30 protein-coding genes are annotated in these 26428 nt (G+C 55.6%); 19 read left to right on the forward strand and 11 right to left on the reverse strand.

From position 1 onward, the window contains the following. Positions 1 to 3 precede the first annotated feature (3 nt). Positions 4 to 681 carry a dienelactone hydrolase family protein gene (locus tag ACILP3_RS00480; protein ID WP_395614713.1) on the reverse strand — a complete coding sequence of 226 codons (678 nt, stop codon included), beginning with the start codon at positions 679 to 681 and terminating at the stop codon, positions 4 to 6. A 221-nt stretch (positions 682 to 902) separates the two neighbouring features. Between ACILP3_RS00480 and ACILP3_RS00485 the strand changes: the two genes are divergently transcribed. The 5 genes from ACILP3_RS00485 (at position 903) to ACILP3_RS00505 (ending at position 5824) form a co-directional block, all read left to right on the forward strand. Next, on the forward strand, positions 903 to 1469 hold the full coding sequence (locus tag ACILP3_RS00485; protein ID WP_395614714.1) for a F0F1 ATP synthase subunit delta: 567 nt from the start codon (positions 903 to 905) through the stop codon (positions 1467 to 1469). Between the two features lie 8 nt (positions 1470 to 1477). Then, positions 1478 to 3007, forward strand: a complete 1530-nt coding sequence (gene atpA, locus ACILP3_RS00490) for a F0F1 ATP synthase subunit alpha (protein WP_395614715.1) — start codon at positions 1478 to 1480, stop codon at positions 3005 to 3007. Positions 3008 to 3091: 84 nt separating this feature from the next. Further along, positions 3092 to 3973, forward strand: coding sequence for a F0F1 ATP synthase subunit gamma (locus ACILP3_RS00495; RefSeq protein WP_395614716.1), 882 nt, complete (start codon positions 3092 to 3094; stop codon positions 3971 to 3973). 27 nt (positions 3974 to 4000) lie between these two features. Further along, positions 4001 to 5557 carry a F0F1 ATP synthase subunit beta gene (gene atpD, locus ACILP3_RS00500; RefSeq protein ID WP_395614717.1) on the forward strand — a complete coding sequence of 519 codons (1557 nt, stop codon included), beginning with the start codon at positions 4001 to 4003 and terminating at the stop codon, positions 5555 to 5557. 6 nt (positions 5558 to 5563) lie between these two features. Continuing rightward, on the forward strand, positions 5564 to 5824 hold the full coding sequence (locus ACILP3_RS00505; protein WP_395614718.1) for an ATP synthase F1 subunit epsilon: 261 nt from the start codon (positions 5564 to 5566) through the stop codon (positions 5822 to 5824). 24 nt (positions 5825 to 5848) lie between these two features. Here the strand turns inward: ACILP3_RS00505 and ACILP3_RS00510 are convergent, their stop codons facing one another. After that, positions 5849 to 6334: an SH3 domain-containing protein gene (locus ACILP3_RS00510; RefSeq protein ID WP_395614719.1), complete on the reverse strand. Its 486-nt coding sequence runs from the start codon at positions 6332 to 6334 to the stop codon at positions 5849 to 5851. 95 nt (positions 6335 to 6429) lie between these two features. Between ACILP3_RS00510 and ACILP3_RS00515 the strand changes: the two genes are divergently transcribed. Next, complete coding sequence (locus ACILP3_RS00515; protein ID WP_395614720.1) at positions 6430 to 7428, forward strand: 2-hydroxyacid dehydrogenase; 999 nt, start codon at positions 6430 to 6432, stop codon at positions 7426 to 7428. 729 nt (positions 7429 to 8157) lie between these two features. On the opposite strand, the gene ACILP3_RS00520 is transcribed toward ACILP3_RS00515, so the two are convergent. Together ACILP3_RS00520 and ACILP3_RS00525 are read right to left on the reverse strand one after the other, a co-directional pair. Further along, the gene (locus ACILP3_RS00520; protein WP_395614721.1) at positions 8158 to 9561 is read right to left on the reverse strand and encodes an NAD(P)H-dependent flavin oxidoreductase; all 1404 of its coding nucleotides are present in this window, start codon (positions 9559 to 9561) and stop codon (positions 8158 to 8160) included. Positions 9562 to 9635: 74 nt separating this feature from the next. Next, positions 9636 to 10784 carry a glycosyltransferase gene (locus ACILP3_RS00525; protein ID WP_395614722.1) on the reverse strand — a complete coding sequence of 383 codons (1149 nt, stop codon included), beginning with the start codon at positions 10782 to 10784 and terminating at the stop codon, positions 9636 to 9638. A gap of 37 nt (positions 10785 to 10821) precedes the next feature. On the opposite strand from ACILP3_RS00525, the gene ACILP3_RS00530 reads away from it, so the two are divergent. The 6 genes from ACILP3_RS00530 (at position 10822) to ACILP3_RS00555 (ending at position 16169) form a co-directional block, all read left to right on the forward strand. After that, entirely contained in the window at positions 10822 to 12213 is a 1392-nt protein-coding gene (locus ACILP3_RS00530) for a protein adenylyltransferase SelO family protein (RefSeq protein WP_395614723.1), read from the forward strand. Positions 12214 to 12300: 87 nt separating this feature from the next. Then, positions 12301 to 13068 (forward strand): uroporphyrinogen-III C-methyltransferase, encoded by a 768-nt coding sequence (gene cobA / locus ACILP3_RS00535; RefSeq protein ID WP_395614724.1) that lies wholly within the window; start codon positions 12301 to 12303, stop codon positions 13066 to 13068. Further along, the gene (locus ACILP3_RS00540; protein ID WP_395614725.1) at positions 13065 to 13361 is read left to right on the forward strand and encodes a DUF2849 domain-containing protein; all 297 of its coding nucleotides are present in this window, start codon (positions 13065 to 13067) and stop codon (positions 13359 to 13361) included. The genes cobA and ACILP3_RS00540 overlap by 4 nt, the downstream gene beginning before the upstream one ends. A 1-nt stretch (position 13362) precedes the next feature. Next, the gene (locus ACILP3_RS00545; protein ID WP_395614726.1) at positions 13363 to 14991 is read left to right on the forward strand and encodes a nitrite/sulfite reductase; all 1629 of its coding nucleotides are present in this window, start codon (positions 13363 to 13365) and stop codon (positions 14989 to 14991) included. After that, positions 14984 to 15406, forward strand: coding sequence for a DUF934 domain-containing protein (locus ACILP3_RS00550; RefSeq protein ID WP_395614727.1), 423 nt, complete (start codon positions 14984 to 14986; stop codon positions 15404 to 15406). Before ACILP3_RS00545 ends, ACILP3_RS00550 begins: the two co-directional genes overlap by 8 nt. Further along, positions 15399 to 16169: a phosphoadenylyl-sulfate reductase gene (locus tag ACILP3_RS00555; RefSeq protein ID WP_395614728.1), complete on the forward strand. Its 771-nt coding sequence runs from the start codon at positions 15399 to 15401 to the stop codon at positions 16167 to 16169. The genes ACILP3_RS00550 and ACILP3_RS00555 overlap by 8 nt, the downstream gene beginning before the upstream one ends. Before the next feature lie 244 nt (positions 16170 to 16413). On the opposite strand, the gene ACILP3_RS00560 is transcribed toward ACILP3_RS00555, so the two are convergent. Beyond that, positions 16414 to 16815, reverse strand: coding sequence for an acyl-CoA thioesterase (locus tag ACILP3_RS00560; protein ID WP_395614729.1), 402 nt, complete (start codon positions 16813 to 16815; stop codon positions 16414 to 16416). 168 nt (positions 16816 to 16983) lie between these two features. Between ACILP3_RS00560 and ACILP3_RS00565 the strand changes: the two genes are divergently transcribed. The 7 genes from ACILP3_RS00565 to ACILP3_RS00595 all read left to right on the forward strand — a co-directional run bounded on the left by ACILP3_RS00565 (position 16984) and on the right by ACILP3_RS00595 (position 21551). Next, entirely contained in the window at positions 16984 to 17325 is a 342-nt protein-coding gene (locus ACILP3_RS00565; protein ID WP_395614730.1) for a hypothetical protein, read from the forward strand. Between the two features lie 144 nt (positions 17326 to 17469). Next, on the forward strand, positions 17470 to 17604 hold the full coding sequence (gene rpmH, locus ACILP3_RS00570; protein WP_125230634.1) for a 50S ribosomal protein L34: 135 nt from the start codon (positions 17470 to 17472) through the stop codon (positions 17602 to 17604). 23 nt (positions 17605 to 17627) lie between these two features. Further along, positions 17628 to 18038 (forward strand): ribonuclease P protein component, encoded by a 411-nt coding sequence (gene rnpA / locus ACILP3_RS00575; protein ID WP_395614731.1) that lies wholly within the window; start codon positions 17628 to 17630, stop codon positions 18036 to 18038. Continuing rightward, complete coding sequence (gene yidD / locus ACILP3_RS00580) at positions 18035 to 18247, forward strand: membrane protein insertion efficiency factor YidD (RefSeq protein ID WP_395614732.1); 213 nt, start codon at positions 18035 to 18037, stop codon at positions 18245 to 18247. The genes rnpA and yidD overlap by 4 nt, the downstream gene beginning before the upstream one ends. A gap of 34 nt (positions 18248 to 18281) precedes the next feature. Next, the gene (gene yidC, locus ACILP3_RS00585) at positions 18282 to 20051 is read left to right on the forward strand and encodes a membrane protein insertase YidC (protein ID WP_395614733.1); all 1770 of its coding nucleotides are present in this window, start codon (positions 18282 to 18284) and stop codon (positions 20049 to 20051) included. Between the two features lie 150 nt (positions 20052 to 20201). Continuing rightward, complete coding sequence (gene yihA / locus ACILP3_RS00590; RefSeq protein ID WP_395614734.1) at positions 20202 to 20816, forward strand: ribosome biogenesis GTP-binding protein YihA/YsxC; 615 nt, start codon at positions 20202 to 20204, stop codon at positions 20814 to 20816. A 72-nt stretch (positions 20817 to 20888) separates the two neighbouring features. Continuing rightward, positions 20889 to 21551: a glutathione S-transferase family protein gene (locus ACILP3_RS00595; protein ID WP_395614761.1), complete on the forward strand. Its 663-nt coding sequence runs from the start codon at positions 20889 to 20891 to the stop codon at positions 21549 to 21551. Positions 21552 to 21772: 221 nt separating this feature from the next. On the opposite strand, the gene aroC is transcribed toward ACILP3_RS00595, so the two are convergent. The 6 genes from aroC to ACILP3_RS00625 are packed head-to-tail and all read right to left on the reverse strand — an operon-like array spanning position 21773 to position 26415. Next, positions 21773 to 22849, reverse strand: coding sequence for a chorismate synthase (gene aroC / locus ACILP3_RS00600; RefSeq protein WP_395614735.1), 1077 nt, complete (start codon positions 22847 to 22849; stop codon positions 21773 to 21775). Further along, a complete protein-coding gene (locus ACILP3_RS00605) occupies positions 22839 to 23174 on the reverse strand; it encodes a hypothetical protein (protein WP_395614736.1) in 336 nt (111 codons plus the stop codon). Before ACILP3_RS00605 ends, aroC begins: the two co-directional genes overlap by 11 nt. Next, positions 23174 to 24001 carry an enoyl-ACP reductase FabI gene (gene fabI, locus ACILP3_RS00610; protein WP_395614762.1) on the reverse strand — a complete coding sequence of 276 codons (828 nt, stop codon included), beginning with the start codon at positions 23999 to 24001 and terminating at the stop codon, positions 23174 to 23176. Before fabI ends, ACILP3_RS00605 begins: the two co-directional genes overlap by 1 nt. 7 nt (positions 24002 to 24008) lie before the next feature. Then, entirely contained in the window at positions 24009 to 24971 is a 963-nt protein-coding gene (locus ACILP3_RS00615) for a YihY/virulence factor BrkB family protein (RefSeq protein ID WP_395614737.1), read from the reverse strand. Then, positions 24964 to 25893: a DnaJ C-terminal domain-containing protein gene (locus ACILP3_RS00620; protein ID WP_395614738.1), complete on the reverse strand. Its 930-nt coding sequence runs from the start codon at positions 25891 to 25893 to the stop codon at positions 24964 to 24966. Before ACILP3_RS00620 ends, ACILP3_RS00615 begins: the two co-directional genes overlap by 8 nt. 54 nt (positions 25894 to 25947) lie before the next feature. Next, a complete protein-coding gene (locus tag ACILP3_RS00625) occupies positions 25948 to 26415 on the reverse strand; it encodes an ABA4-like family protein (RefSeq protein WP_395614739.1) in 468 nt (155 codons plus the stop codon). Positions 26416 to 26428: the final 13 nt, after the last annotated feature.

Consider the following 26428-nt stretch of genomic DNA (forward strand, 5'->3'; position numbering starts at 1 on the left):
CCGTCATCCACCACAGGCGCGAAAGAGCGCCAAGGTGCGCTCGCGTGCCAGATCGGCGCTGGCTTCATGATAATCCTTGCGTCGGTCGGAATTGAAACCGTGATTGGCATCGTAGACAAATATTTGCGCGGTCGGGTGCGCCTTTTCAATAAGTGCTTCGACGCCCTCCATCGGTATGCCCGCGTCATAACGGCCGAAATGGGCAATAGTCGCGCATTTGGGGGTATTGTCAGCGTACAGCGTTGGAACGAGACTGCCATAATAGCAGCTGGCTGCGGCAAGATCATCGCTGATCCCCGCCATTGCCCAAGCGACTGAGCCGCCATAGCAATAGCCGGTTATAAACACTGGCCCCTTGTCTTTGAGCGCATTTACGCAAACCTGCGCATCATCGAGCGATTGCGCGAACGGATGCAGGTCCCGGGCCAACTCGACAGCGCGGTGATAATCGGGCCCAGTATAAGCCGCCTCAAATCCCGGATGCTCGCGGTCAAAAATGGCCGGCGACAATATTTCATATCCATCGGCGGCATATTCGTCGCACAATTCGCGGATATGGTCAGTCACCCCAAATATCTCTTGAACAAGGACAAGCCCGCCGCGACGTTCACCCAATGCTTCGGCATGGTAAACCGCGATTTCCGCGCCATCCGACATCGTCATGCGAATCATTTTGCCCATTTCACTCTCCGTCATATCAACCTAAACTTGCTTCAGGAAAACGTCCTAAGGCAGTTTGTTATATTGAAACAAGTTCAGGATCACGATTCCATTTAAACAAGCGACAATCGCCATCTTGCATCGCAGCAAAACCCCTGCTAGGCGCGGCGCGACGCCAGCAAGGGGCAACCCTTCGGTGCGCTCGAATAGTTTTTCAGTCTCACATTTTAGGAATTCGACGCGTGGATCATTCCGGCGGCACAAGCGCTAATATTCAAGCCAGTCTTGCTGGCCGTTACGCGACGGCATTGTTTGAACTGGCCCGCGATGCGAAGGCGATCGATGCAGTTGAAAAGAGCATGCAGGCGATAGCCCAAGCCGTGCGCGAATCGGCTGATCTAAAAGCACTCACCAGCAATCCGGTGCTGAGCCGTAGTGATGCGAAAAAAGCCATCGCCGCTGTGGCAAAAGCCATGAAGCTTGATGCGTTGACTGCAAAGACATTGGGCGTGCTCGCCGACAACCGCCGCTTGAACGAAACAGCTGCCGTTGCCCGTGCATTTTCAACGCTTGCTGCGGCCCATCGCGGCGAAGTCACTGCCGAAGTGACCTCCGCCCACGCGCTCAGCGCAGCACAGACCAAGGCATTATTGGCCTCACTTAAAACACGCGTCGGCAGGACCGTCGCCATACAGACCAAAGTCGATCCATCACTTCTTGGTGGGCTGACCGTTAAAATCGGTAGCCAGATGATCGACAACTCCATCAAAACCCGTTTGAACACCCTCGCTAACGCGATGAAAGGCTAAGTAGCAACATGGATATCCGCGCCGCAGAAATTTCCAAGGTCATTAAGGACCAGATCGCCAATTTCGGCACCGAAGCTCAGGTTTCGGAAGTCGGCAGCGTATTGTCAGTTGGTGACGGCATCGCCCGTATTCACGGCCTCGACAATGTGCAGGCGGGTGAAATGGTCGAATTCGCCAATGGTATTCAGGGCATGGCGCTGAACTTGGAAGCGGACAATGTCGGTGTTGTTATCTTCGGTTCCGACAGCGAAATCCGTGAAGGCGACGTTGTAAAGCGTACCGGCACGATTGTGGACGTTCCTGTCGGCAAGGAATTGCTTGGTCGCGTTGTTGACGGCCTTGGCAACCCCATTGATGGCAAGGGCCCGTTGAAGACCACACAGCGCAGCCGCGTTGAAGTCAAGGCACCGGGCATCATCCCGCGCCAATCGGTTTCGGAACCTGTGCAAACTGGCCTTAAGGCGCTCGACGCACTTGTTCCCGTTGGCCGTGGCCAGCGCGAATTGATCATTGGCGACCGTCAGACGGGTAAGACCGCTGTCGCCATCGACACCTTCATCAACCAGAAGGAAGTGAACAAGGGCACCGACGAATCGAAGAAGCTATATTGCATCTACGTCGCCGTGGGTCAGAAGCGTTCAACCGTTGCGCAAATCGTCCGCGCATTGGAAGAACAAGGCGCGATGGAATATTCCATCGTCGTCGCTGCAACGGCTTCCGAGCCTGCACCGCTTCAGTATCTCGCGCCTTACACCGGCGTTGCGATGGGTGAATTTTTCCGCGACAACGGCATGCACGCTGTCATCGTCTATGACGATTTGTCGAAGCAAGCTGTGGCCTATCGCCAAATGTCCTTGCTCTTGCGTCGTCCTCCAGGCCGCGAAGCCTATCCCGGCGACGTTTTCTATCTGCACAGCCGCTTGTTGGAGCGCGCCGCCAAGATGTCCGACGCCAATGGCGGTGGTTCATTGACGGCATTGCCGATCATTGAAACACAGGCTGGCGACGTTTCGGCCTATATTCCAACCAACGTGATTTCGATCACCGATGGGCAGATTTTCTTGGAAACCGACCTGTTCTTCCAGGGTATCCGCCCTGCAATTAACGTCGGTCTGTCGGTTAGCCGCGTGGGTTCGGCGGCACAGACAAAGGCGATGAAGAAGGTTTCGGGCTCGATTAAGCTTGAGCTGGCACAATATCGTGAAATGGCTGCCTTCGCGCAGTTCGGTTCAGACCTTGATGCCTCAACGCAGAAGCTTTTGAACCGTGGTGCACGCTTGACCGAATTGTTGAAGCAGAAGCAATTCTCGCCGCTTCCTTTCGAAGAGCAAACCGCGTCGATCTTTGCAGGCACCAACGGTTATCTCGATGGCATTCCTGTCTCCGACGTGACCCGCTACGAAGAATCGATGCTTGCCGACTTGCGCGCCAATCATGCGGGCGTTCTGAAGACCATTCGCGACAGCCGCGACTTCAGCGACGACAGCAAGAAAGCGCTGATGGCCGCACTCGACACGTTCACGAAGAATTTTGCTTAACAATCACCCGTCATGCTGAACTTGTTTCAGCATCTTAATAAAGACTCTGAAACAAGTTCAGAGTGACGGTAAAGGGAAGAATAGATGGCGTCTCTTAAGGCCCTCAAAATGCGGATCAACTCGGTCAAGTCGACCCAGAAGATCACCAAGGCGATGAAAATGGTCGCCGCTGCAAAGCTGCGTCGGGCAACCGAAGCAGCCGAAGCATCGCGCCCTTATGCCGAGCGGCTTGAGGCAGTGGTGTCAAGCATCGCGTCCAAGGTTTCGGTTGGCCCGCAATCGCCAAAGCTGCTTGCAGGTAGCGGCAAGAATGACGTGCATTTGTTCGTTGTCGCGACCAGCGACAAGGGCCTTGCCGGTGCGTTCAACACCAATATCGTCCGCCTCGCCCGCCGTCAGGCCGAAGCATTGAAGGCCGAAGGCAAGACCGTCAAATTCTACACCATCGGGAAAAAGGGCCGCGATCAGCTGAGCCGCACTTTCCGTGGTGATATCATCCACAGCATTGAACCTGGCGATCTGGGCAAGCTGACCTTTGCCGATGTGCAAAATTGGGGCGAAGATTTGACCGCGCGGTTTGAAGCGGATGAATTTGACGTCGCACATTTATTCTTCAGCAAATTTGAAAATGTGCTGACACAAACACCAACCCAGATTCAGCTGATGCCCGTTGCAGTGACCGCTGATGAAGGTGACATGGTTGGCCTGTCGGCTACAGTCGAATATGAACCCGACGAAGAAGAAATTCTCGCCGAATTGCTGCCGCGCAATGTGGCCGTGCAGCTGCTGCGCGCAAACCGCGAAAATGCGGCGTCGGAGCAAGGTTCGAAAATGACGGCCATGGACAACGCAACGCGCAACGCGGGCGACATGATCAACAAGCTGACCATTCAATATAACCGCACGCGTCAGGCGGCGATTACGACTGAACTCATCGAAATTATTGCGGGCGCCGAAGCGCTCTAACGACATCCAAAGGCAAGGAAGAAACACATGGCTACCGCCCCTAAAAAGACCGCCGCTTCGAAGGCTGCTGCTGCCCCTAAGGCGAAAGCGCCTGCAACCAAGGCTCCCGCTCCAAAGGCAGGTGCAGGCCAAACCGTGATTAACGTCGCTGGCGCAACTGGCCGTATCAGCCAAGTCATCGGCGCTGTTGTCGACGTCACCTTCACTGGCCAATTGCCATCGATTTTGTCGGCACTTGAAACCGACAATAATGGCAACCGCTTGGTCCTCGAAGTTGCGCAGCATTTGGGCGAAAACACCGTTCGCACCATCGCCATGGACGCGACCGAAGGTCTTACCCGTGGTCAGCCAGTGCGTGACACCGGCGCGCAGATTTCGGTTCCAGTTGGCCCGATGACCCTTGGCCGCATCATGAACGTGATTGGTGAGCCAATTGACGAACGTGGCCCTGTTGGCGCGGCAAAGTCCAACCCGATCCACGCAGAAGCGCCATTGTTCACCGACCAGTCGACCGAAGCAGAAATTCTCGTCACCGGTATTAAGGTTATCGACTTGCTCGCGCCATATGCAAAGGGCGGTAAGATCGGCCTGTTCGGCGGCGCTGGCGTTGGCAAGACCGTTCTCATTCAGGAACTGATCAACAACATCGCAAAGGGCCATGGCGGCGTTTCGGTGTTTGCTGGCGTGGGTGAGCGTACCCGCGAAGGTAACGATCTCTATCACGAATTCCTCGACGCAGGCGTTATCGCTAAGGACGCCGATGGCAACCCAACCCCAGAAGGTTCGAAGGTTGCGTTGGTCTTCGGCCAGATGAACGAGCCTCCCGGCGCCCGTGCACGCGTTGCGCTGTCGGGCCTGACCATGGCGGAATATTTCCGCGATGAAGAAGGCCAGGACGTTCTGTTCTTCGTCGACAACATCTTCCGCTTCACGCAGGCGGGTTCCGAAGTGTCCGCACTTTTGGGCCGTATTCCTTCGGCTGTGGGTTATCAGCCAACTTTGGCAACCGACATGGGTCAGTTGCAGGAGCGCATTACGTCCACCACCAAGGGTTCGATTACCTCGGTTCAGGCCATTTACGTTCCCGCAGATGACTTGACTGACCCTGCACCAGCCACGTCATTCGCTCACTTGGACGCAACGACCACGTTGAACCGTGCGATTTCGGAACTGGGCATTTATCCAGCAGTTGACCCGCTTGACTCGGTCAGCCGCGTTTTGACACCTGCCGTTGTTGGCCAAGAGCATTATGACACGGCACGCCGTGTTCAGGAAACTTTGCAGAAGTATAAGTCGCTGCAAGACATCATCGCGATTTTGGGCATGGACGAATTGTCGGAAGACGATAAATTGACCGTAACCCGCGCACGTAAGATTCAGCGTTTCTTGTCACAGCCTTTCCATGTTGCGGAAGTCTTCACCGGCATCTCCGGCAAGTTCGTTCAAGTCGAAGACACTGTGAAGTCATTCAAGGCAGTCGTGGATGGCGAATATGACCATCTTCCAGAGGCAGCCTTCTACATGGTTGGCGGCATCGAAGAAGCGGTTGCAAAGGCAGCCAAAATGGCTGCGGAAGCGGCGTAAGCCATTATGCCGCTCCACTTCGAACTGGTAACCCCTGAGAAGCTCTATCGCTCGGACGACGTCTATATGGTCGTCGTTCCGGGCACTGAGGGCGATTTCGGCGTGTTGGAGGGCCATAGCCCAATGATGAGCACGCTACGCAATGATGCGGCGCTGGAGATTTACAAGACGCAAGGCGCAACGCCAGAGCGCTTGATGATCGCGGGTGGTTTTGCCGAAGTGAATGCAGGCGGCCTGACTGTGCTGGCGGAACGCGTCGAAGCTTAAGCTTCGCGCGTTTGTAGCGCTTATTTACAGCGCCTCATCGCCCCAAATACGCGCCGTTTCGATATAGCCGTACCGACCATTGGTTTCAAAACGGCAATAACCCTTTTCGCATTCATCAATGACCCCGACCACACCGGGTTGAACGCGCCATGAAATATGCGCGTTGGCTTGCGGCAAGTCCCGCAATGCGCCATTTTCTTTTCCAATAACGATGGCGGTCCGCTCGGGACTTAGCAACCGAACGTGCAGCCAGCCTTGCGCCCCATCGGGGTCTTGGACCTTGCGCCAGACGCTGTGGACGGCGACGACTTTCACCGGCAGATTCTGCCTTTTATACACCCAACTAACTGGAAATTCAGTACTCGGCCCTGAACGCATGCGGGCTTCAGACTTCTGAATAGACGCCCAATAAGGCGGCTTGCGCTGCGTCTGTCCAACGGCCGACGCCGCCCCGAAAAGCGCAAGCGCAACTGCGCCGTAGCGCAGGATCGATTTGTTCTGATGAGCCATATTCTTTACCATCGTTTGCATCTTATACGGCAAGCGTTGTGGCGAGCGCAACCATCCTGTCTTGACCTTATCGCAAATTCGGCTTTAGTCAGTCTATGCCAGAACTTAGCCGCATCGAACGTCCATCCATCCGCGTCACCCGCAGCTTGCTACCTGCGGTTGAAAAACGCATGGCGGAGTTGTTCGACGCAAGTTTCAACGCCGACGACACCCCATTAAGCCGTGACGCATTGGTCGCCGCAATGGCCGATTGCGACGTGCTTGTACCTACGGTCACAGACAGTATCGATGCAGAGATTATCGCGGCCGCCCCGCCGCGGCTCAAGCTCATCGCCAGCTATGGCGCAGGCGTCAACCATATCAACCTTGCCGCTGCCAAGGCGAAGGGCATCATGGTCACGAACACGCCCGGGGTGTTTACGGACGATACCGCTGACCTCACCATGGCCCTCATCCTCAACGTCCCCCGCCGCCTTGGCGAAGGCCAGCAAGTCATGCGCAACGGCGAATGGCGTGGCTGGAGCCCAACGGGCATGCTTGGCCACCGAATTGGCGGCAAGACCTTGGGCATCATCGGGCTGGGCCGTATTGGTGAGGCCGTAGCGGTGCGCGCCAAGGCCTTTGGCCTCAACATCCTCTACAATAAACGCCATCGCTTGCCGGCCAGTGTCGAGGATGAATTGGGTATCGTCTTTGAACCTGACATTGACCGGATCATGGCGCGGTCAGACATCATCAGCCTGCATTGCCCGTTAACCGCAGAAACCGACAAGATCATCAATGCCAACCGCATCGCGCAGATGAAAGCGGACGCTTATATCATCAACAGCTCGCGCGGTGAGCTGATCGACGAGGACGCGTTGATTGATGCGTTGGAAACGGGCCGCATCGCGGGCGCCGGATTGGACGTATATACGCATGAACCAGCGGTGGATTCGCGGCTGTTCAACATTCCCAATGTCGTATTACTGCCCCATCTGGGCAGCGCGACCTTTGAGGGCAGAGAAGCTTCGGGCGAACGCGTGATTACCAACATCCGCATGTGGGCAGACGGCCACAGACCGCCAGACCAAGTCTTGGAAGGCTGGCAATAAACGAAGCGCCGCCTTCTATGAAACCAGCGGCGGTGCATCTGCCATCACGCGGTTTGCGTATGACGGGGATAAGGTGATTTTCACGGTAATTCGTCCGTAATTCGTCGCCCCAGCGCAGGCTGGGGCCTATCGCGCCTGTCGATCTAGCCAGACACACGTGATAGGCACCAGCCTTCGCTGGTGCGACGACGTTTTTTGCTAAGCGGGTTAGTTTAGGGGATGATGCAATGGTCACGGTAATTGCGTATTTTTGCAGTCCCTAAGTTTACAAACTTATACGCAAAACGCGGTATTTCTGTAAACTTACCGCAACCTTGCGAAGTTGGTTTGCCGGGCCCAAAAGCCGGACTGGGGTTCAACAGGTTCAAAGAGCCGGTCGCCCAAATATTGCGGACGTAGCGCACAGAATCTCAAACCAAATCCTACATTACAAGCGAAAGCTATTTCGGGGATGTCGCAATTGTCACCGGAATTCCGAAGTCCGAATTCCACCGTAATTCGCCACCCTTTCGTCATCCTGGGGCCGTAGGCGTGCAGAGCACAACTTGTTTCAGGATAACGAACCACGGTCGCATGTTATCCTGAAACAAGTTCAGGATGACGAAAGAGTGGGCTATTCCTGAAACAGGAATTACGGTGACAGCGCACTAAATTAGATTCCGCCAACAGGCCCGTCATCTCCAAAACAGCCCTGCGCTATGAGACCCATTGGGCCTCACATCACCAACATCAATCGCCCGTTAAAATACGGTCCATCAATTGCTGCACCGTCGGTACAAAGCCGTTTGAATAAAACGGGTCTTTCCCGAACAGATAGGCGCTGTGTCCGGCGAACATCAGATTTTCGTCAATGGGCGCGCCATGGGCGATGTTCTGCAGCGCCTTTTGAATGCAAAAGCTGCGCGGGTCGGCAAGGCGGCCTGTGGAGTTATTGTCATGGTCCTTCCACGACGAAAAACCGCAATGCGACAAACAACCCATGCAGTCCTTTTGGTCTTTCCGGATAACATCACCCGATGATGGCGTGACGAACACAAGCGAATTGTCCGGCGTTTTCAGCGCCACGGTAAACCCGCGGGCATCCCATTCGCGTGCCTTCATTAGGTCAGCTTGGGTAACCCAGAAATTCTTACCCTTCACGCCCACATCCAATTGCGCGGTATGTTCCGCGTCGGCGGCCTGCACAAAGGAAATTTGACGTTCCGAACGCGCCTGAAGCTCCAAAAGAAATGGATTGATGACCGCGCTGGAATAAAAGCCCGTTGGCGAAAATTGATGCAACAAAACGCCGTCTTCCGGAATTTTCGTAAGCGCGTCTTTCCAACCCGCAGGAATGGGGCTTTCTTGCGTCAACAGCGGGCGTGTGCCCAATTGGAACGCAATCTGCCCCAGTTCGGGGTTATCAATCCAGTTGTTCCAGTCGCGCAAGAACCAGACGCCGCCTGCCATGACAATCGGCACATCGTCCGAAATGCCTTCAACGCGCATGACATCACGCAGTGCCTTTACGCGGGGATAGGGGTCTTCGGGGCTACGCGGGTCTTCGGCATTGGACAGGCCGTTATGGCCACCGGCGAGCCATGGATCTTCATAGACAACCGCACCAAGCCATTCAGGCACCTTATGATAGGCACGCTTCCACAAAGCGCGGAACGCGCGGGCGGAACTGACGATGGGAAGATAATAGACGCCATATTGCGCCGCAATTTCGGACAGCTTGTACGGCATGCCAGCGCCGCAGGTGACGCCCGTGACCATGCCCTTGGTAGCTTCAAGGATGCCGTGCAAGATGCGTTGGGCACCGCCCATTTCCCACAGCACGTTGATATTGATGGCGCCGCGTCCATTGGAGATTTCATGCGCAAGCTTCACCTGCGCAATACCGCCGCGAATGCCATATTCGACAAGTTCTTCGTGCCGTTCGGCGCGCGTTTTGCCCAGAAAGACTTGCGGGATCATGTCCCCATTTTCGTCGTAACTGTCGGCATTTACGGCTGATACTGTGCCGATGCCGCCAGCCGCAGCCCATGCGCCGGAGCTTGCATGATTAGTCGCCGCAACGCCCTTGCCGCCTTCGACCAATGGCCATACTTCACGGCCACCATAGATAATGGGTTTGAGACCCTTGAACACAAATACCACCCCTAAAAATTCTTGTCTAAAGCACCGTGGGGGGCGCTTATAGCGGTCGGCGCTATCGGAAATGTTCAGCTTTGTCGCGCAAAATCGGCACGTTTCATGGCAGAACCATAAAGCTGCCGATAGCGCGCGAACATCGTCTCCTCATCATATTGAGAACAGGCCAATAAGCGGTTTGCAGCAGCCAATGTTTCACGAAGTGCCGCATCCTTTGCCAGGCTCGCGATAGCCAAAGCCAGCGCATCCTCATCAGAGCGGGCAACGATAAATGGGCGATTCTCTCGCGATACGATGTTACGGACATCCCCCACATCCGTGGACAATATGGGCAGCGCGCTGGTCATCGCTTCAACCAATGAAATGGGATATTGTTCGCTATCCGACGACAAAGCAAAAATGTCGAACAGCCGAATATAGCGGGCCGGGTCTCGCAAATGGCCGGGCATCATCACGCGGTCGGCGATGCCAAGCCGCGTCGCCTCTGATAGGATGACGTCACGGTCCGGCCCTTCGCCAACAATAGCCAGCCGGACATTCGGGCCAGCCGCTGCGACCGCACGCAATAACCGCGGTAAATTCTTTACCTTATTCAGCCCAGCAATCGTGCCAACGACAATTTCTCCATCGCGTTTCTGGAACCCGGGAAAAGAGCCGCGTTGCGGGCGGCGGTTATAATGTTTGGTATCAATGCCGTTGGGAAAGCGCGCAATTTTCTCCAGCGGTTGATGCCAGACGGTTCGGGCAATGTGCTCGAGCGTTTTGGAGGGGACGACAAGCGCGTTAGACCGTTGCAGTGCGATCGTGCGGAACCAATTACGGTGCCATTTCAGCCGATCAACCTCATCATGTTCAAACCCGTCCTCATGATGGATCAACGGCGGCAATTTCATGCTGCGCGTGAACAAGGTATGCGCCATGACGCCATCCATCGCGCCGAAATTATAACTGAGCACAAGGTGAAATTTCTTCATATATCCCGCCAAGCGCCGATAACGGCCCATGCTGGGCATTCCGCTGAGCGAAGGTGCTGCGTCTTTGGGGAAGCTGACCTTCACGCGCCGATCTAAGTCATGCGACGCGCCAAAGGCATCGGGAATGGCCGACAAAACCGTATGTTCAGCCTGATCGCCAAAATGATTCATCAGGCGAACCGTGCGCGCTTGCGGATCACCTAAATCAAAGCTGCTATGCAAATGCAGGATGCGAACCGCCGCCATACTTGTGTTTACCCCATGCACCGTCCAGATGCGTTAGATGAATATGAAACCGTCTCATTCCTCCTACCGCCCTGATCCGCAAATCGCCAGTCTTGGTGCAAAAATCGGCGATGTCGTCCGGCCTGCACATTTTCCGGAGACGATCTTGCGCTTTCGTAATGATCGCTGGGCGGCGACCGTCGGCCTAGCAGATTATGATGATACTGCATGGATCCGCCATTTTGGCCGCTTCGAACCGCTGCCCGACAATATGCCTGAGCCAGTTGCCTTGCGCTATCATGGCCACCAGTTTCGCGTCTATAATCCTAACATTGGCGATGGTCGGGGTTTCCTGTTTGCGCAGATGCGCGATGGCGCCGGCCGCTTGCTTGACCTTGCCACCAAAGGATCGGGCACCACGCCTTATAGCCGCCGTGGCGACGGCCGCCTGACGCTAAAAGGTGGGGTGCGCGAGATATTGGCGACCGAAATGCTAGAGGCGTTGGGCGTCAACACCTCCAAAACATTTTCGATTATTGAAACCGGCGAAGAATTGATGCGCGGTGATGAACCCTCACCCACAAGGTCGGCGGTGATGGTCCGGTTGAGCCATAGCCATATTCGCATTGGCAGTTTTCAACGCGTCGCCGCAGAGGGTGATGCCGAATTCATGCAGCAGCTTATCACTTACTGCCTGACGCAGCTTTATGATGTCGCCCCGGCGGAAAATCCTGCGGCGCAATTGCTTGGGCTAGCGGTCGAACGGGTCGCTGATCTTGCGGCGTCCTATATGGTCGCGGGCTTTGTCCATGGCGTCCTTAATACCGACAATATCAATATTACCGGCGAAAGCTTCGATTATGGGCCGTGGCGCTTCACCGAATATTGGGACCCGCAATTCACGGCGGCCTATTTCGACGAATCTGGGCTTTACGCCTTTGGCCGACAGGCCGAAGCGCTGCATTGGAATTTGGGGCAATTGGCGATTGCGCTGCGCTTGGTATCGGATGCGCCCCCGTTGATTGCGGCGCTGGAGCGTTTTCCCCTTCTGTATCAGCAAGCCGTCATCCGGCGCTTTCTCTGGCGTTTGGGCGTTGCGTCACGCGGAGAGGCATTGGACCGGCAATTGGTTGAAGCCGCAGAACGCAGTATGTCGCGCGAAAAAATTGCAATCGATCAATTCTTCTATCGCTATCGCCACGGCAATGCTGATGCGGGCGAAGCCCCCGGCGAATATGAGGCGGCATTTGCCGCTTTGCTGCGCGATTACGCGCCAGTGGCCGGTGATCGCCACGATTATTGGGCAAAAGGCGCGATCTGTTCGATGTTGATCAACGAAGTCGAAGATATCTGGCAGGCCATATCGCAAAAGGATGACTGGCAAGCGTTACAGCGCAAAATTTGTGATATTCGGGAGATGGGACAAGCCCATATTTCGCTTGTAATTTAGGGACAAAACGACCGGCTAAAGTTCTTCTAAGCCTTGGCCAACTTATCCTGATTTGATGCTGGCGACGATATTGTCCATCTCAGCAAGATGGAAAAAGCACGCGTATATTTGGTGGGCGCTGGCCCCGGCGACCCCGAACTGCTGACGGTGAAGGCCGTGCGGTTGATTTCGACCGCGGATATTGTGGTGCATGACGGCCTCGTCGATGACGCGATTATGGCGCTCATCAATCCCGCCGCACGGCTCATTTCCGTCGCCAAAAGCCGCTCACGCCATTCAGTGCCGCAAGACGGCATCAACGATATCCTCGTGCGTGAGGCACAAGCGGGCCATATGGTCGTGCGTTTGAAAGGCGGCGATCCATTCATTTTCGGACGCGGCGGCGAAGAGGCGGAAGCCTGCCGCGACGCTGGCATCGATGTGGAAGTTGTTCCTGGCATCTCTGCCGCGATGGGCGGTGCAGCAGCGACAATGTTGCCGTTGACCCACCGCGATGCCGCAAGCGCCGTGACCTTCGTCGCTGGCCAGTGCAAGGGCCTGACCGATCAGAATTGGGCGGGCCTTGCGGGCAAAGGCCGCACATTGGTCATTTATATGGGCATTGCGACGGCGGCGGACATTACCGAAAAGCTTATCTGCGATGGCCTATCACCCGATACACCGGTCGCAGTGTTGGAGCGCGCGACCCGGCCCGATGCCCGCGCCATGCGCACCATATTAACCGACCTTGGCGACATGATCGCGCGCGAAGGCGTTATGTCGCCCGCCATCATCATTGTCGGCGATGTCGTCCTGAAATCCGATGCCGAAGACCGGTTGTTCCATTTTGCCAAGCAGGCGGAGAAAATTGCGTGAAATTACTGACGGGAAATGATTTGGTTTCTGGCGCCGTGACCTGGTGGACGGGCAATGGTTGGTCCATCCATGTCGAAGATGCCGCCGATGTTGGCGAACATGGTGAGGCGATACTCCACGCCGAGGAAGGCGCACGCCGTGTTAACGCACCTTATATCATTGACGCGCTGCCAACCAAAGGCGGCCCGCGCCCTGCGCATATTAAGGACCGCATCCGCGCGCTGGGACCAACCGTGCGCACCGACCTCACACTCAAGCCTGCCGACCCTGCGGCCGGTGACTGGATAATCTGATATGTATAAATATGACAATTATGACCAAGCGATGGTGGACGCGCGCGTCGCCGAATTTCGTGACCAGATAAACCGCCGCATCGCAGGTGAGATCACCGAGGATCAGTTCAAACCTCTGCGATTGATGAACGGCCTTTATCTCCAATTACACGCCTATATGCTGCGCGTTGCCATTCCTTATGGCACGCTCGATTCACGGCAAATGCGGATGCTGGCGCATATCGCGCGCAAATATGACCGCGATTATGGCCATTTCACCACGCGCCAGAATATTCAGTATAATTGGATCAAGCTGGAAGATTGTGCCGATATCCTAGAAGAGCTGGCCACGGTCGAAATGCATGCCATTCAAACGAGCGGCAATTGCATCCGCAACATTTCGTCTGACCAATATGCGGGCGCTGCGGCTGACGAAGTCACGGACCCGCGCCCTTGGGCCGAATTGCTGCGCCAATGGTCCACCTTCCATCCGGAATTCAGCTACCTACCCCGCAAGTTCAAAATTGCGGTGATTGCCTCGTCCGAGGACCGCGCAGCCATGCGTTTACACGACATCGGGCTTGAGCTGGTCCGCCAAGATGGCGAATTGGGCGCGCGGGTCTTTGTCGGCGGCGGCATGGGCCGCACGCCGATGATTGCGCCCGAAATCAATCCCTTTGTGAAAGCGGACGATCTGCTGAGCTATTTGGAGGCGTGCCTGCGCGTGTACAACCGCTACGGACGGCGCGATAATATCTATAAGGCGCGGATCAAGATCCTGATCCATGAAATCGGCGCGGACGCATATCGTCGTCAGGTCGCAGAAGAATTCGCGCATGTAAAAACATTGGGGATCGACCCGCCTTTGGCCGAGCTGGAACGAATCAGCGCCTTTTTTGCGCCTCCGGCTTATGATGCTGCAAATGTAGAACCGGACCGCAATGATCCCGATTTTGCCCTGTGGCTTGACCAAAATGTAAAGCCGCACAAGCAAGCGGGCTATGCCATCGTCAACATCAGCCTGAAGCCTATTGGCGGCATTCCGGGCGATGCGACATCCGCGCAAATTGATGTTATGGCTGACCTCGCGGAAAAATATAGCTTTGACGAATTGCGCGTCACCCATGCACAGAATATCGTTCTGCCTTATGTGGCAAAGCGCGACCTTTATGCCGTGTGGCAGGGCTTGCGTGATGCCGAGCTGGCCGACGCCAATCTTGACCTGATCAGCGATATCATCGCCTGCCCCGGCCTTGATTATTGCAGCCTTGCCAATGCCCGTTCGATCCCTGTCGCGCAGAAAATTGCGACACGTTTTGCCGACATGGACCGGCAGCGCGATTTGGGCGAGTTGAAGCTTAAAATTTCCGGCTGCATCAACGCCTGCGGACATCATCACGCAGGGCATATCGGCATATTGGGCGTCGATAAAAAAGGCGTGGAAAATTACCAACTGACCTTTGGCGGTTCTGGCGCGGAAGACGTCAGCATCGGGAAAATCATTGGCCCCGGCTTTGACGAAGACGGCGTTGTCGACGCGGTGGAAAAGGCGACAGAGGTCTACAAAGCATTGCGGGAGGGCGATGAACGTTTCGTCGACACCTATCGCCGTGTCGGCCTCGAACCCTTTAAGGAGGCGATTTATGGTTGAGTTTCGTTATCGCACCGATGAGGTCACCGAACAGCCCTCGGTCACGCTAGATGCGTTTCTGGACCAGTCCAACGCGACCGCTGTCCGGTTGGAACCCGACGATGATGCACGGGCTTTAATCCCTTTCCTTGACCGGCTGACATTGATCGAAGTGGCCTTCCCCAAATTTCGCGATGGCAGGGGCTATAGCCCCGCACGCATATTGCGCGAGGCGGGATATAAAGGCGAATTGCGCGCGCAAGGCGACGTATTGGTTGACCAGATGGCATATATGCGCCGCTGCGGCTTTGACAGCTTCGCCCCAGAAGCTTCGCTGAACCCCGATGCGGTGGCACGTGCGCTGGCCAATTATGACCATGCCTATCAAGGGGCCGCCGATAGCGCCGTGCCTATTTGGAAGCTACGGCATGGTTAGCAAGGTCCGCATCGCAGATCGTATCAACTCCGCCCCGTTTTATACAGATGGCGACGCGGTTCGCCTGAATAATATGTTCCGGGGCCGCGATACATTTGAGATGCTGACCATCTTATTGCGCGAGAATATGTTGGGCGATGCGGCTGTGGTCTCTAGCTTCGGCGCGGAAAGCGCGGTTTTGCTGCACCTCATCGCAAGCATCGATCCGACGATACCGGTCTTGTTTTTGGACACGGGCAAGCATTTTCCAGAGACGATATATTATCGGGAGGAGCTCCGGTCCAAGCTCGGTTTGTTGGACCTACGCATCCTGACCCCCGACCCAATTTTGCTCCAGCAAAAGGACACAACTGGCCTGCGTTGGTCCTATGACCCTGATGGTTGCTGCGAAATCCGCAAAGTGCTGCCGCTAAATGCTGCTTTGGCTGGCTTTGATGCACAGTTTACGGGGCGCAAAGCGTTTCAATCATCCACGCGCCGCGCACTGCCCCGCTTTGAAATCGAAAATGGCCGTTTGAAGATCAATCCGCTCGCCGATTGGGACCAAGCCAAAATCGACGCTTATATGGCCGAACATGCTTTGCCTGCGCATCCTTTAGTGGAACTGGGCTATCCCTCGATTGGCTGCTCCCCTTGCACCACCAAAGTTGCACCAGGCGAAGACCCGCGTTCGGGTCGTTGGAAGGGTTGGGACAAGGTGGAATGTGGGATACACAATGCCGTGACGCCCATTGGCGATGGCGCAGACGACCCTATTTTCTGAGGCGACACAGCTGGTTTCGTCGGATGCGGACCTATGAACATCATACGCTTCATATCGTCACCCTGAACGCACCCCCTTCGTCATCCTGAACTTGTTTCAGGATAACAGGCAGCCGTAGCGTGTTATCCTGAAACAAGTTCAGGATGACGGGGCAGCAGCCGTAGCGTGTTATTCTGAAGCAAGTTCAGGATGACACGGCTTTGGCAAAACGCTTCAGCCAAAACGCCGCGCGGCCAATCCCAAATCAATCCCTACTGAAAAAATACGCCTGAACATCGGCCGCAATCCGCGCAGGCCGCAGTGTTTTTGCATCAATGCAACACCAGCTCGACTTTACCTCGGCAAGAACGTCCTCGCCACGCTTGATCACCGTATCGTAAAATGACCGCGCGCCTTGCACCTTTTCAAGCACAACCGATGCAATCACCTCATCATTGAGGAATGCGGGCCTGCGGTAGGTGATCTCATGCTTAAGCGCGACCCAAAGATATTTCGCCGCGGTTTCTGGCGGGGCAAGCTTGTTCCAATGCGCCAGCACCGCCTCTTGCACCCAGTTCAGATAACGTGCGTTGTTCACATGCCCCATGAAGTCGATGTCAGACGGCACAACGCCGATAAGGTGCAAATGGGAGAGGGCTTTTGTCATGAGACTTTCATCATAAGAGATCAGACAGGCTGTTGCAGCCTTATTGCGGTGAAATGATGAATAAATGCTGACGATAACGGACAAAGCTACAGATTATGTATTTCTGCGAAAACGGCTTGGTGCCGACATGAACTTGCAACATCCGCTCCTTCATCCCACATGACGCTTATGCACCGCTCGAAACGAAAAAATTGGAGCGATACGCCTGCCTATCGCTGGTCGATGGTCATTTTGGGTTGGGCGATAATCGTTGCGGCGCCGCTGGTCAGCTGGCTTCCGGGACCAGGCGGACTATTGCTGTTTATCATCGGACTCGGCGTGATCCTCAAACATTCGCGTTGGGCAAAGAAACGATATTCGCGGCTTTCAAAGCAACATCCCGAATATGCCCGCTGGGCAAATTGGGCACTGCGGCGCAACAAGATCTCAGGTCGCCCGCCATTTCCCGACGTCAAAGGCGATTTCCTGCACCTCTTTCGCCGCGACGACGTTGACATGAAAATGCCCTAGGGTCAGGACCACTTAAATCCTGACCCTAACCCATGTTGACTTTTCGCCTCCCTGACCGTATCGGCCACTGCAACAGAAAGGGTCGCTGCGCAGATTCGGCGACCATTTTCATTTCAAGACGCAAAAAATTTAAGGATTATAGTCATGAAGCGCACTTTTCAGCCGAGCAATCTCGTGCGTGCCCGTCGCCACGGTTTTCGTCTCCGTATGTCAACCGCTGCAGGCCGCAACATCCTGAACGCACGTCGCGCACGCGGCCGCAAGAAGCTGTCGGCTTAATAAGCGAGCAGGCGGACCGCGACATGCGCGGTTATAGCGTCATCAAAAAAAGGCCAGATTTCTTGGCCGCTAACCGGGGGAAGCGATATGCAACTCCCGGTTTTGTTTTGCTTGTGAAGGACAGGCAGGACGAAACCGCCGAGATTCGGCTGGGCATCACCATCACCAAGAAAGTCGGCAACGCCGTCGTCCGCAACCGCATGCGTCGCCGCTTTCGCGCCTTGGCGCAGGAAATGCTGGCGGACAAAGGCAAGGCAGGCGCGGATCATATCCTGATTGGCCGCGACAGCGGGATCGCGCGAGACTTTGACGCATTGCGCAGCGACATGGTCAAGGCGCTGGGGAAGTTATGTCAAAACCGCAGTGCTGAGCCTGTCGAAGCACGCCCAGACGATAAGCGCCCTTCGACAGGCTCAGGGCTTCGGTCGACATGATCGCGCGCATCTTCATCCTTGTCGCACGGGCGTGGCAGATCGGGCCATCGCGCATTTTGCCGCCGACATGCAGATATAGCCCAAGCTGTTCGGCTTATGCGATTCATGCGCTGCAAAAATATGGCGCAATTAAGGGTGGCTGGCTGGCCATCAAACGGCTATTGCGCTGCCAACCTTGGGGTGGGCACGGATATGATCCCGTGCCATGACGCTTCATTTACGGATTAACGGGGAATTTTAGACGTGGACGATAAACGCAACCTGATATTTGCAGTATTGCTGACGGGCCTCATCCTGTTCGGCTGGCCCTATGTCGCCAGCTATTTCTTCCCCACGCCTCCTCCAGTTGCCAGCACAGCAGCATCCGTCGCCAACCCCGCAGGCGCGGCGACGTCTGACGTGTCTGTCGAAGCGGCCCCCGCTGCGGTTCAGGCCATTCCACTCAGCACTGCGCTGAAATCTTCGGCCCGCATCATGGTCGAAACGCCAAAGCTGAAAGGCTCAATCAATCTTGAGGGCGCGAAAATCGACGACCTCGTGTTGCTCACCCACCGTACGGAGTTGGCCAAGGATTCGGCGCCGGTTCGCCTTTTTGCGCCATCTGGAACCAAAAACGCCTATTTCGCCCGCTTTGGTTGGGCTGGCACGGGCATCACAGCGCCAGATGACAAGACCGTGTGGACGCCCAGCAGCAATAAGCTGACGCCGTCCACGCCTGTGACCTTAAGCTGGACCAATGCCCAAAGTCAGACGTTTGAAATCGCATTGTCGATTGACGACAATTTCATGATCACATCAAAGCAGCGATTCGTTAATAATGGCACAACTGCCGTTGAAGTCGCTAACTTCGCGTTGCTTAGCCGCACCGGTAAGCCCGCCGACGCAACGTCCGGTGGCTCAATATTCACGCACATCCACATCGGCCCCATGGGCGTTTTTGATGACAAGCCCAATTATGATTGGGGCTATGTCGATGTGGTCGAAAACAAAGGCGAGGCTGCGTTCACCAGCACGGGCGGCTGGCTGGGCTTTACCGATAAATATTGGCTCGGCGCGCTGATTCCCGATCAAAAAACGCCTGTCTCGGCCAAGTTCCGCGCGAGCGGGGACGTCTATCAGGCGCAGGTTATCCCAACGCGTTATAATAATGTCGCCGCAGGGGCCACATATGACAGCAGCTCTCGTCTGTTTGCAGGCGCCAAGGAAATGGCTGTCCTCAACGCGTATTCGCAAGATTTGGGCATTCCCTATTTGGACTATGCCATTGACTGGGGTTGGTTCTGGTTCATCGCCATTCCGTTCTTCTGGATCCTCCATTGGCTGTTTGGCGTATTCGGCAACTTCGGCGTTGCGATTATTGGTCTGACCGTCATTGTCCGTCTGATCATGTATCCGGTCGCGCAAAAGCAATTTGCGTCGATGGCGCAAATGCGTGCGGTGCAGCCAAAGCTAAAGGCGCTGCAGGAACGCTGGAAAGACGACAAGCCGCGTCTGCAGCAGGAAATGATGTCTTTGTACAAGGAAGAAAAGGTAAATCCGCTCGCGGGCTGCCTGCCGATCTTGCTACAAATTCCAATCTTCTTCGCGCTGTATAAGATTCTCTTGCTGTCGATTGAAATGCGTCATCAGCCCTTTGTCTTATGGCTGAAAGATTTGTCCGCGCCCGACCCGTTGACGCCGATCAACCTGTTTGGATTGTTGCCGTTCGATCCGCCCTCTTTCATCGCGATTGGCATCTTGCCGATCTTGTTGGGCGTGACGATGTGGCTGATGCAACGGCTCAATCCGCAGCCGATGGACGAAATCCAAAAGCAGGTCTTTGCGGTCATGCCATGGTTCTTGATGTTCATCATGGCGCCATTTGCCGCGGGTCTTCAGCTCTATTGGGTGATGTCCAACATCGTGTCGATTGCACAGCAAAAATGGCTATATTCGCGCCACCCCATTTTGCGCGAGCAAATGGCCCGTGAAGCCCAAGAAAAGGCGCAGGCGAAAGCGAATGCCAAGGCGTGACACATAAAATGCAAAGGCGTGACACATAATCTGTTCGTCATCCCGAATTAAACCCATCGTCATCCCGAACTTGTTTCGGGATAACATGGGGCCGTCGCCTGTTATCCTGAACCAAGTTCAGGATAACGATTTTGGAATTAGTGACCAATAATGGACCATGTTAAAATCTTTTCAGGGCCCATAAGCTTCCTGAAATCCGCGCCGAAGCTTGAATTTCTGCCCGAACCAACGGTGCCAGAAATCGCGTTTGCGGGCCGGTCGAATGTCGGCAAATCGAGCCTGATCAACGCGCTCGTCAACCGCAACAATTTGGCGCGCGCGTCAAATACGCCGGGCCGCACACAGGAATTGAACTTTTTCGATGTGGGCGACCCTGCGGTATTTCGGATCGTCGATATGCCAGGCTATGGTTATGCCAAAGCACCGATCAAGACCGTGCAGCAATGGCGTTATCTGATTAACGATTATTTGCGTGGCCGCGTGGTGTTGAAACGTGTGTTCGTCCTGATCGACAGTCGCCACGGCATTAAAGAGGTTGATCATGACATCATGTCGATGCTCGATAGCGCAGCCATCAGTTACCGCATCGTGCTGACCAAGACCGACAAGATCAAGGCCAGCGACTTGGCCGCAGTTGAAACCGACACTATGGCAAAGCTGCGTAAGCATGTTGCGGCTTATCCTGACCTATCGGTGACCTCCGCCGAAAAGCGCGGCGGAATTGAAGAGCTGCGGACTGCCGTGTTGGAAGCCGTGGCCTCGTAAAAAATGTGTAAATTTTGCTTTTCTGCCCCCTCGACAGAAAAGCAAACAGCGGCGATGTAAGGTCATATGAGCCTGAAACTGATCATTGGAAACAAAGCCTATTCAAGCTGGTCGCTGCGCGGCTGGCTCGCGGCGAAACAATCCGGCCTGCATTTTGAAGAAGTCATTGTTCCTTTATTTGACCAGAACTGGGACGAACGCAAACGCGCGGCAGACCTTGCGCCATCGTCGGGCAAGGTGCCGATCTTGTGGGATGGAGAGGCGGTGGTCTGGGACAGCCTTGCGATCATCGATTATCTCGCCGATAAGGTTGGGCGTGACCGTTATTGGCCCAAGGACGCAGTCGCGCGCGGCATGGCGCGGTCGATGGCTGCCGAAATGCATTCGGGTTACATGTCCTTACGCCGCGAATGCCCGATGAACACGCGCAGGACGGTTACCGACATAAGCTTATCCGAAGAAACCCAGGCCGACGCGATCCGCATCTTGCAAAACTGGGCAGAGGCACGTTCGCGCTTTGGCAAGGACGGGCCATATTTGTTCGGCACCTTCAGCGCGGCGGATATCATGCTCGCGCCGGTGGTTACGCGCTTTGTGACCTATGGCTTCCCCTTACCGGGTTTCGCCCAAGCCTATGCCGACGCGATCATGGCGCATCCGTGGATGGAACATTGGTATGCCGCCGCAGCGCAAGAGCCGTGGACGATAGAGCGCATTGAGAGTGTTTTTACTTAGAACGGATTGAGCGCGCGGTTGCTTAGAACGGATTACGTTAAACCACGCGTTCGTCATCCCGAACTACGCGTTCGTCATCCCGAACTTGTTTCGGGATAACGTGCGACGCGGCTTGTTATCCCGAAACAAGTTCGGGATGACGATTCTGTTGGGGAGTGTTATCCCGAAAGTAGTTCGGGACGACGATGGTTTAAGCGAACGCGCTTTTACCTAATCCACCTCTAACCGCATTGCGCGCGGTGCAGCAGCTTTTGATCCGCTAGCACCAACGCCATCATTGCCGCGACAACGGGCGTGCCTCTGATGCCCACGCAAGGGTCATGGCGGCCCTTGGTGACGATGTCGGTGGCGTCCCCGTCGCGTGTGACAGTTTCAACGGGCGTAAGAATGGATGACGTTGGCTTGAACGCGACGCGCACCAATATCGGTTGCCCCGTTGAAATGCCGCCCGCGATGCCGCCTGCATTATTCGCCAGAAATTCAGGGTGGTTTGATCCTGCGCTGGCTGGCCGCATCCGGTCGGCATTTTCCTCACCGCGCAACCGTGCTGCGCCAAAGCCTGCGCCAATCTCCACGCCTTTGACGGCGTTGATGCTCATCATCGCCGACGCAAGCTCGCTGTCGAGTTTTGCGTAAAGCGGCGCGCCCCAACCCGGGGGAACGCCCGTGGCCACGCATTCGATGACCGCGCCGAGCGAGGAACCAGCCTTGCGCGCTTCATCCACCAATTTTTCCCAGCGACCCGCCGCCGCTTCATCAGGGCAGAAAAACGGGTTTTTATCAATTTGTGATGCTTCGAAATTGTCGCGATTAATCGCATCGCCCCCGATTTCGGCGACATAGGCCATGATGCCCACATCAGGAATGACGGCGCGCGCCACTGCACCCGCCGCAACCCGCGCCGCAGTTTCACGGGCGCTCGACCGGCCACCGCCGCGATAGTCGCGAAAGCCATATTTGGCGTCATAGCTATAATCGGCATGGCCGGGACGATAAGCCTTGGCGACGTCGGTATAATCCTTCGACCGTTGGTCGACATTTTCGATCATCAATGAAATTGGCGTGCCTGTCGTCCGGCCTTCAAATACGCCGGACAATATCCGCACCGCATCGGGTTCCTGCCGCTGCGTCGTGAAGCGCGACGTGCCGGGACGCCTTTGGTCCAGAAATGGCTGAATATCCGCCTCAGACAAAGCAAGGCCCGGAGGACAGCCATCGACCAACGCGCCCAGCGCCGGACCATGCGATTCGCCCCAAGTCGAAAAACGAAAGACGCGGCCAAAGGTATTAAAGCTCATTTATTGTTTCCGTTTTCTGCCCATTGCCCGAACGATAGCGGACTTGCTCCTTGCCCAACCAAGTCCGGATTGCACGGAAAATGATGAGTGCGATTGCGACACCCAGCACACGGGCGGCGTTGGGATAACCGTATATCATGCCAATACGACCGGCCCATACAAACGCGCCAATGATGACTAAAAAACCTGCCATCGAGACAAAGGCGTCCAACAAAGGCGGCAAACCCTCCCAATAGCGACGCGCGTGCAAATAGCCGTGGACGCCAACCAGCATGGCACAGCCTGCCAGAAGAAGAACCAACGCGTCGCTATGCCCCTCAAACATTAGGAGATAGCAATATCAGGAGCATCCTCCTGTTTCATGCCGACGGTGTGATAGCCTGCGTCAACATGGTGGATTTCGCCCGTTACCCCTGCGGCAAGATCGGACAGGAAATACAGCGCCGAGGAACCGACATCATCAATCGTGACATTACGGCGCAGCGGCGTGTTCAGCTCATTCCATTTCAATATATAGCGGAAATCGCCAATGCCCGACGCGGCCAGCGTCTTGATGGGGCCAGCCGAAATGGCGTTCACGCGAATGCCCTGCGGCCCCACGTCATTGGCCAGATATTTAACCGACGTTTCCAGCGCAGCCTTTGCCACGCCCATGACATTATAATGCGGCATAACCTTTTCCGCGCCATAATAGCTCAATGTCAGCAACGACCCGCCGCCTTCGCCCGTTTCGGGATCGAGCGGCTTCATCAACGCAGCGGCACGCTTGGCGACAGCGGTAAAGCTGTAAACGCTGATGTTCATGGTCATCAGGAAGTCTTCCAAACCGACCTCAAAATATTTGCCGCGCAACGCCTCTTTATTGGTGAAACCAATGGCATGAACGACAAAGTCGATAGTTGGCCATTTGTCCGCCAGCGTTTCAAACGCGCGGTCGAGATTGGCCATATCGGCGACATCGCAGTCGATCAGGAAATCGCAACCAAGCTGCGTCGCCAATGGCCGCACCCGTTTTTCCATCACTTCGCCTTGATAGCTGAAGGCCAGTTCGGCACCTTCGGCATGCAAACGCTTTGCGATACCCCATGCGAGCGACTTGTCATTGGCAAGCCCCATAATCAGCCCGCGTTTACCAGCCATCAATCCGGTCATAATATCCTCATTCATCAGCTAAATTTGCTTTGGCTTGCCTTAGTCCATTTTCATGGGCGTTGGCCAGCGCCGCGTTCAACTGCGCCCCTGTTACCAAGCCAAGGCCGATCAAGTAAAAGAAAATCAGCGCCAGCATCACCCCTGCTAGGCTGCCATACGCCAGATCATAATTGCTCACACTGGATAGGAACATGGGCAGCAACGCGGTTAGCCCCAGCCACCAAATGCTTACAAAGGCGGCCCCAGGCCATTTTGGAAAATCGGCAGAGCGATATTTAGACGGTGTGAGGCCTGCGAAAATGACGTAAATCGCCGCACATAAAACGATAAAAGGAATGATACGACCCCAGGCAAAATAGCTCGCCACCGTCTGCGCCGTGGGGATGTAGCGATAGACCAAATCTTCCGCCGCAGTGACCATCACCTGCGCGGAAAACGCGACCATCGCCAGAACAACCGAAGCGATAATCGCACCCAGCGAGCCCAAACGGTAATGCCAAAACGCGCGGCTGGGCGTTGCGCCATAAGCGCGATGCAAAACGTCGCGAAAGGTTTCGATAAGACTGGCCGCCGTCCACAAGCTGACCCCAGCGCTGAGCCACAATAAGGGGCCCGAACGCGCGGTCATGGCCGACTGAATGGGTTCGTGAAGGGCGTTGGCGACGCTGGGCGGCACAGTTTTAAAAAATGCGTCGATTAACGCAAGGCCAGACTCGGTTTGGCCAAAACCCCCCGCGATCGCAGCGGCCACGACGCAAAAGGCGAATAAGGACAGCAAGGACAGATAGGCAAAATTGCCGGCATGAATGAAGCCGTCACTATACACGCCCATGCCAACGCGCTTAGTCACTTCCATAACCTGCCCCGGAAGGCCAAGCCGCGCAAACCATGTGGCTTCGCTTATCTCGGCATGCGTTGTCGCCGGAAGATGCGCCCGCGCCTCCGGTGACAGAGGCGAAATTTCAGACACCCATATTCTCCCGGACAGGGCTGTCCGAAACAACATCACTTATCCGCGCAAGTTCCGCCGGGTCTGTCGGCAAATATATCATGAGCGCCACAAGCTGATCGCCCCGCGCGCCGGTCTTAGCGGTAAAGCCGCGCCCCTTGATCCGCAGGACAGCGCCAGAATTGGTGCGCGGCGGTACGGTCAACATCACGGCGCCATCAACCGTCGGCACTTTGACCTTACCGCCTGCCACCGCCTCTTTCAGTGAAATCGGCAGATCAATGCGGATATTGTCACCATCGCGCACCAAATGCGGATGCCTGCCAATTTTCAACGTTACTATCGCGTCGCCATGGCCGCCGGGGCCGGGCTGTCCCTTGCCAGGAATACGGATTTGCTGTCCCGCAACGATGCCAGCGGGCAGTTTGAATTCCACCGTCTTGCCATCGCCCAGTGTGATGCGTTGTGGCGCAAGCGTCGCGGCGTCCGTGAATGACACCAGATGCGCATAGGCGATATTCGCGCCCTTGGGCGGCGGTGCGTGCTGCGGACGTGGGCCGGGTCCAGCGCCGGGACGTGCACCGGCCCCGCCGCCAAACAGGCCATCAAAGATGTCGCCCAAGTCAATGCCGCCACTGCCAAAGTCGAAATTGCCACCTGCTGGGCCACCTTGGCTATAGCCGCCACCGCCGCCGCCAAAAGGATTGCCCGCAAAGCGCGGCTGCCCGTTTTCGTCAATCTCCCCGCGATCATATTGACCGCGTTTTTTGGCGTCGGACAATAGATCATAGGCCTGCGTCACTTCGCTGAACCGGTCCGACGCTTTGGGATTGTCCTTGTTCTTGTCGGGGTGCAATTCCTTCGCCAGCTTGCGATAGGCGACCTTAATCGCCTTGTCGTCCGCGCCCTTGGACACACCTAATATGGAATAAGGATCTGCCATTCTTGTCCCTGTTATCTTAATACCCGTTCTAGATTGGCATTAAAGCCCCGGGATTCAACTTGGAAGCACTGCATTATTGGGTTTTTCACCCTTTAATTGGCGTAGCAGAAGATAGAGCAGCAAGCCAATCGGCCCTGCCATCAAGGTAAAAAACAATATCGGGGCCTGCAGCCAGCGTGATATTTTATGCGCGTCGGCGTTACGCGCAATCCAGATGCCGACGAACAGGTCAAAGGCCAAATAATGGATCCAGCCAATCGTTGCGCCGCCAGGCGAGTCGAACAGCGCCATTATGCCCGCCAAAGTCGTAAAATCTGCTGGCGGACGGCCCAAAGGCCCACCATCCGAAATCCAGCCTGCCATCAACGGGATTATCAGGCCCGCATAAAGGCATGCCAGAAAGACCGAGCCTGCAAAAAACACTAAAGGCACAATAATCTCGCGTTTCGGCGCAAACGCCAAAATCACCCAGCCAAGCAAAGCCCATGCATTGGCGAACCCAAATATCATGTCCCAGTTCATTTTACCGTCTAGC

Origin of the sequence: Sphingorhabdus sp., from assembly GCF_044239665.1 — a bacterium.
Taxonomy (GTDB): Bacteria; Pseudomonadota; Alphaproteobacteria; order Sphingomonadales; family Sphingomonadaceae; genus Sphingorhabdus_B.

Bases quoted from the DNA above. Each gene is read 5' to 3' on its own strand.
- ACILP3_RS00530 (WP_395614723.1), top strand. From the start codon at position 10,822: ATGAATATGAAACCGTCTCATTCCTCCTACCGCCCTGATCCGCAAATC.
- ACILP3_RS00565 (WP_395614730.1), top strand. From the start codon at position 16,984: ATGCACCGCTCGAAACGAAAAAATTGGAGCGATACGCCTGCCTATCGC.
- ACILP3_RS00510 (WP_395614719.1), bottom strand. From the start codon at position 6,334: ATGGCTCATCAGAACAAATCGATCCTGCGCTACGGCGCAGTTGCGCTT.
- fabI (WP_395614762.1), bottom strand. From the start codon at position 24,001: ATGACCGGATTGATGGCTGGTAAACGCGGGCTGATTATGGGGCTTGCC.
- ACILP3_RS00605 (WP_395614736.1), bottom strand. From the start codon at position 23,174: ATGTTTGAGGGGCATAGCGACGCGTTGGTTCTTCTTCTGGCAGGCTGT.
- atpD (WP_395614717.1), top strand. From the start codon at position 4,001: ATGGCTACCGCCCCTAAAAAGACCGCCGCTTCGAAGGCTGCTGCTGCC.
- yidD (WP_395614732.1), top strand. From the start codon at position 18,035: ATGATCGCGCGCATCTTCATCCTTGTCGCACGGGCGTGGCAGATCGGG.
- ACILP3_RS00515 (WP_395614720.1), top strand. From the start codon at position 6,430: ATGCCAGAACTTAGCCGCATCGAACGTCCATCCATCCGCGTCACCCGC.
- ACILP3_RS00625 (WP_395614739.1), bottom strand. From the start codon at position 26,415: ATGAACTGGGACATGATATTTGGGTTCGCCAATGCATGGGCTTTGCTT.
- ACILP3_RS00620 (WP_395614738.1), bottom strand. From the start codon at position 25,893: ATGGCAGATCCTTATTCCATATTAGGTGTGTCCAAGGGCGCGGACGAC.
- ACILP3_RS00555 (WP_395614728.1), top strand. From the start codon at position 15,399: ATGGTTAGCAAGGTCCGCATCGCAGATCGTATCAACTCCGCCCCGTTT.
- rnpA (WP_395614731.1), top strand. From the start codon at position 17,628: ATGCGCGGTTATAGCGTCATCAAAAAAAGGCCAGATTTCTTGGCCGCT.
- aroC (WP_395614735.1), bottom strand. From the start codon at position 22,849: ATGAGCTTTAATACCTTTGGCCGCGTCTTTCGTTTTTCGACTTGGGGC.
- atpA (WP_395614715.1), top strand. From the start codon at position 1,478: ATGGATATCCGCGCCGCAGAAATTTCCAAGGTCATTAAGGACCAGATC.
- ACILP3_RS00495 (WP_395614716.1), top strand. From the start codon at position 3,092: ATGGCGTCTCTTAAGGCCCTCAAAATGCGGATCAACTCGGTCAAGTCG.
- cobA (WP_395614724.1), top strand. From the start codon at position 12,301: ATGGAAAAAGCACGCGTATATTTGGTGGGCGCTGGCCCCGGCGACCCC.
- ACILP3_RS00560 (WP_395614729.1), bottom strand. From the start codon at position 16,815: ATGACAAAAGCCCTCTCCCATTTGCACCTTATCGGCGTTGTGCCGTCT.
- rpmH (WP_125230634.1), top strand. From the start codon at position 17,470: ATGAAGCGCACTTTTCAGCCGAGCAATCTCGTGCGTGCCCGTCGCCAC.
- ACILP3_RS00550 (WP_395614727.1), top strand. From the start codon at position 14,984: ATGGTTGAGTTTCGTTATCGCACCGATGAGGTCACCGAACAGCCCTCG.
- ACILP3_RS00525 (WP_395614722.1), bottom strand. From the start codon at position 10,784: ATGGCGGCGGTTCGCATCCTGCATTTGCATAGCAGCTTTGATTTAGGT.
- yihA (WP_395614734.1), top strand. From the start codon at position 20,202: ATGGACCATGTTAAAATCTTTTCAGGGCCCATAAGCTTCCTGAAATCC.
- ACILP3_RS00480 (WP_395614713.1), bottom strand. From the start codon at position 681: ATGGGCAAAATGATTCGCATGACGATGTCGGATGGCGCGGAAATCGCG.
- ACILP3_RS00505 (WP_395614718.1), top strand. From the start codon at position 5,564: ATGCCGCTCCACTTCGAACTGGTAACCCCTGAGAAGCTCTATCGCTCG.
- ACILP3_RS00545 (WP_395614726.1), top strand. From the start codon at position 13,363: ATGTATAAATATGACAATTATGACCAAGCGATGGTGGACGCGCGCGTC.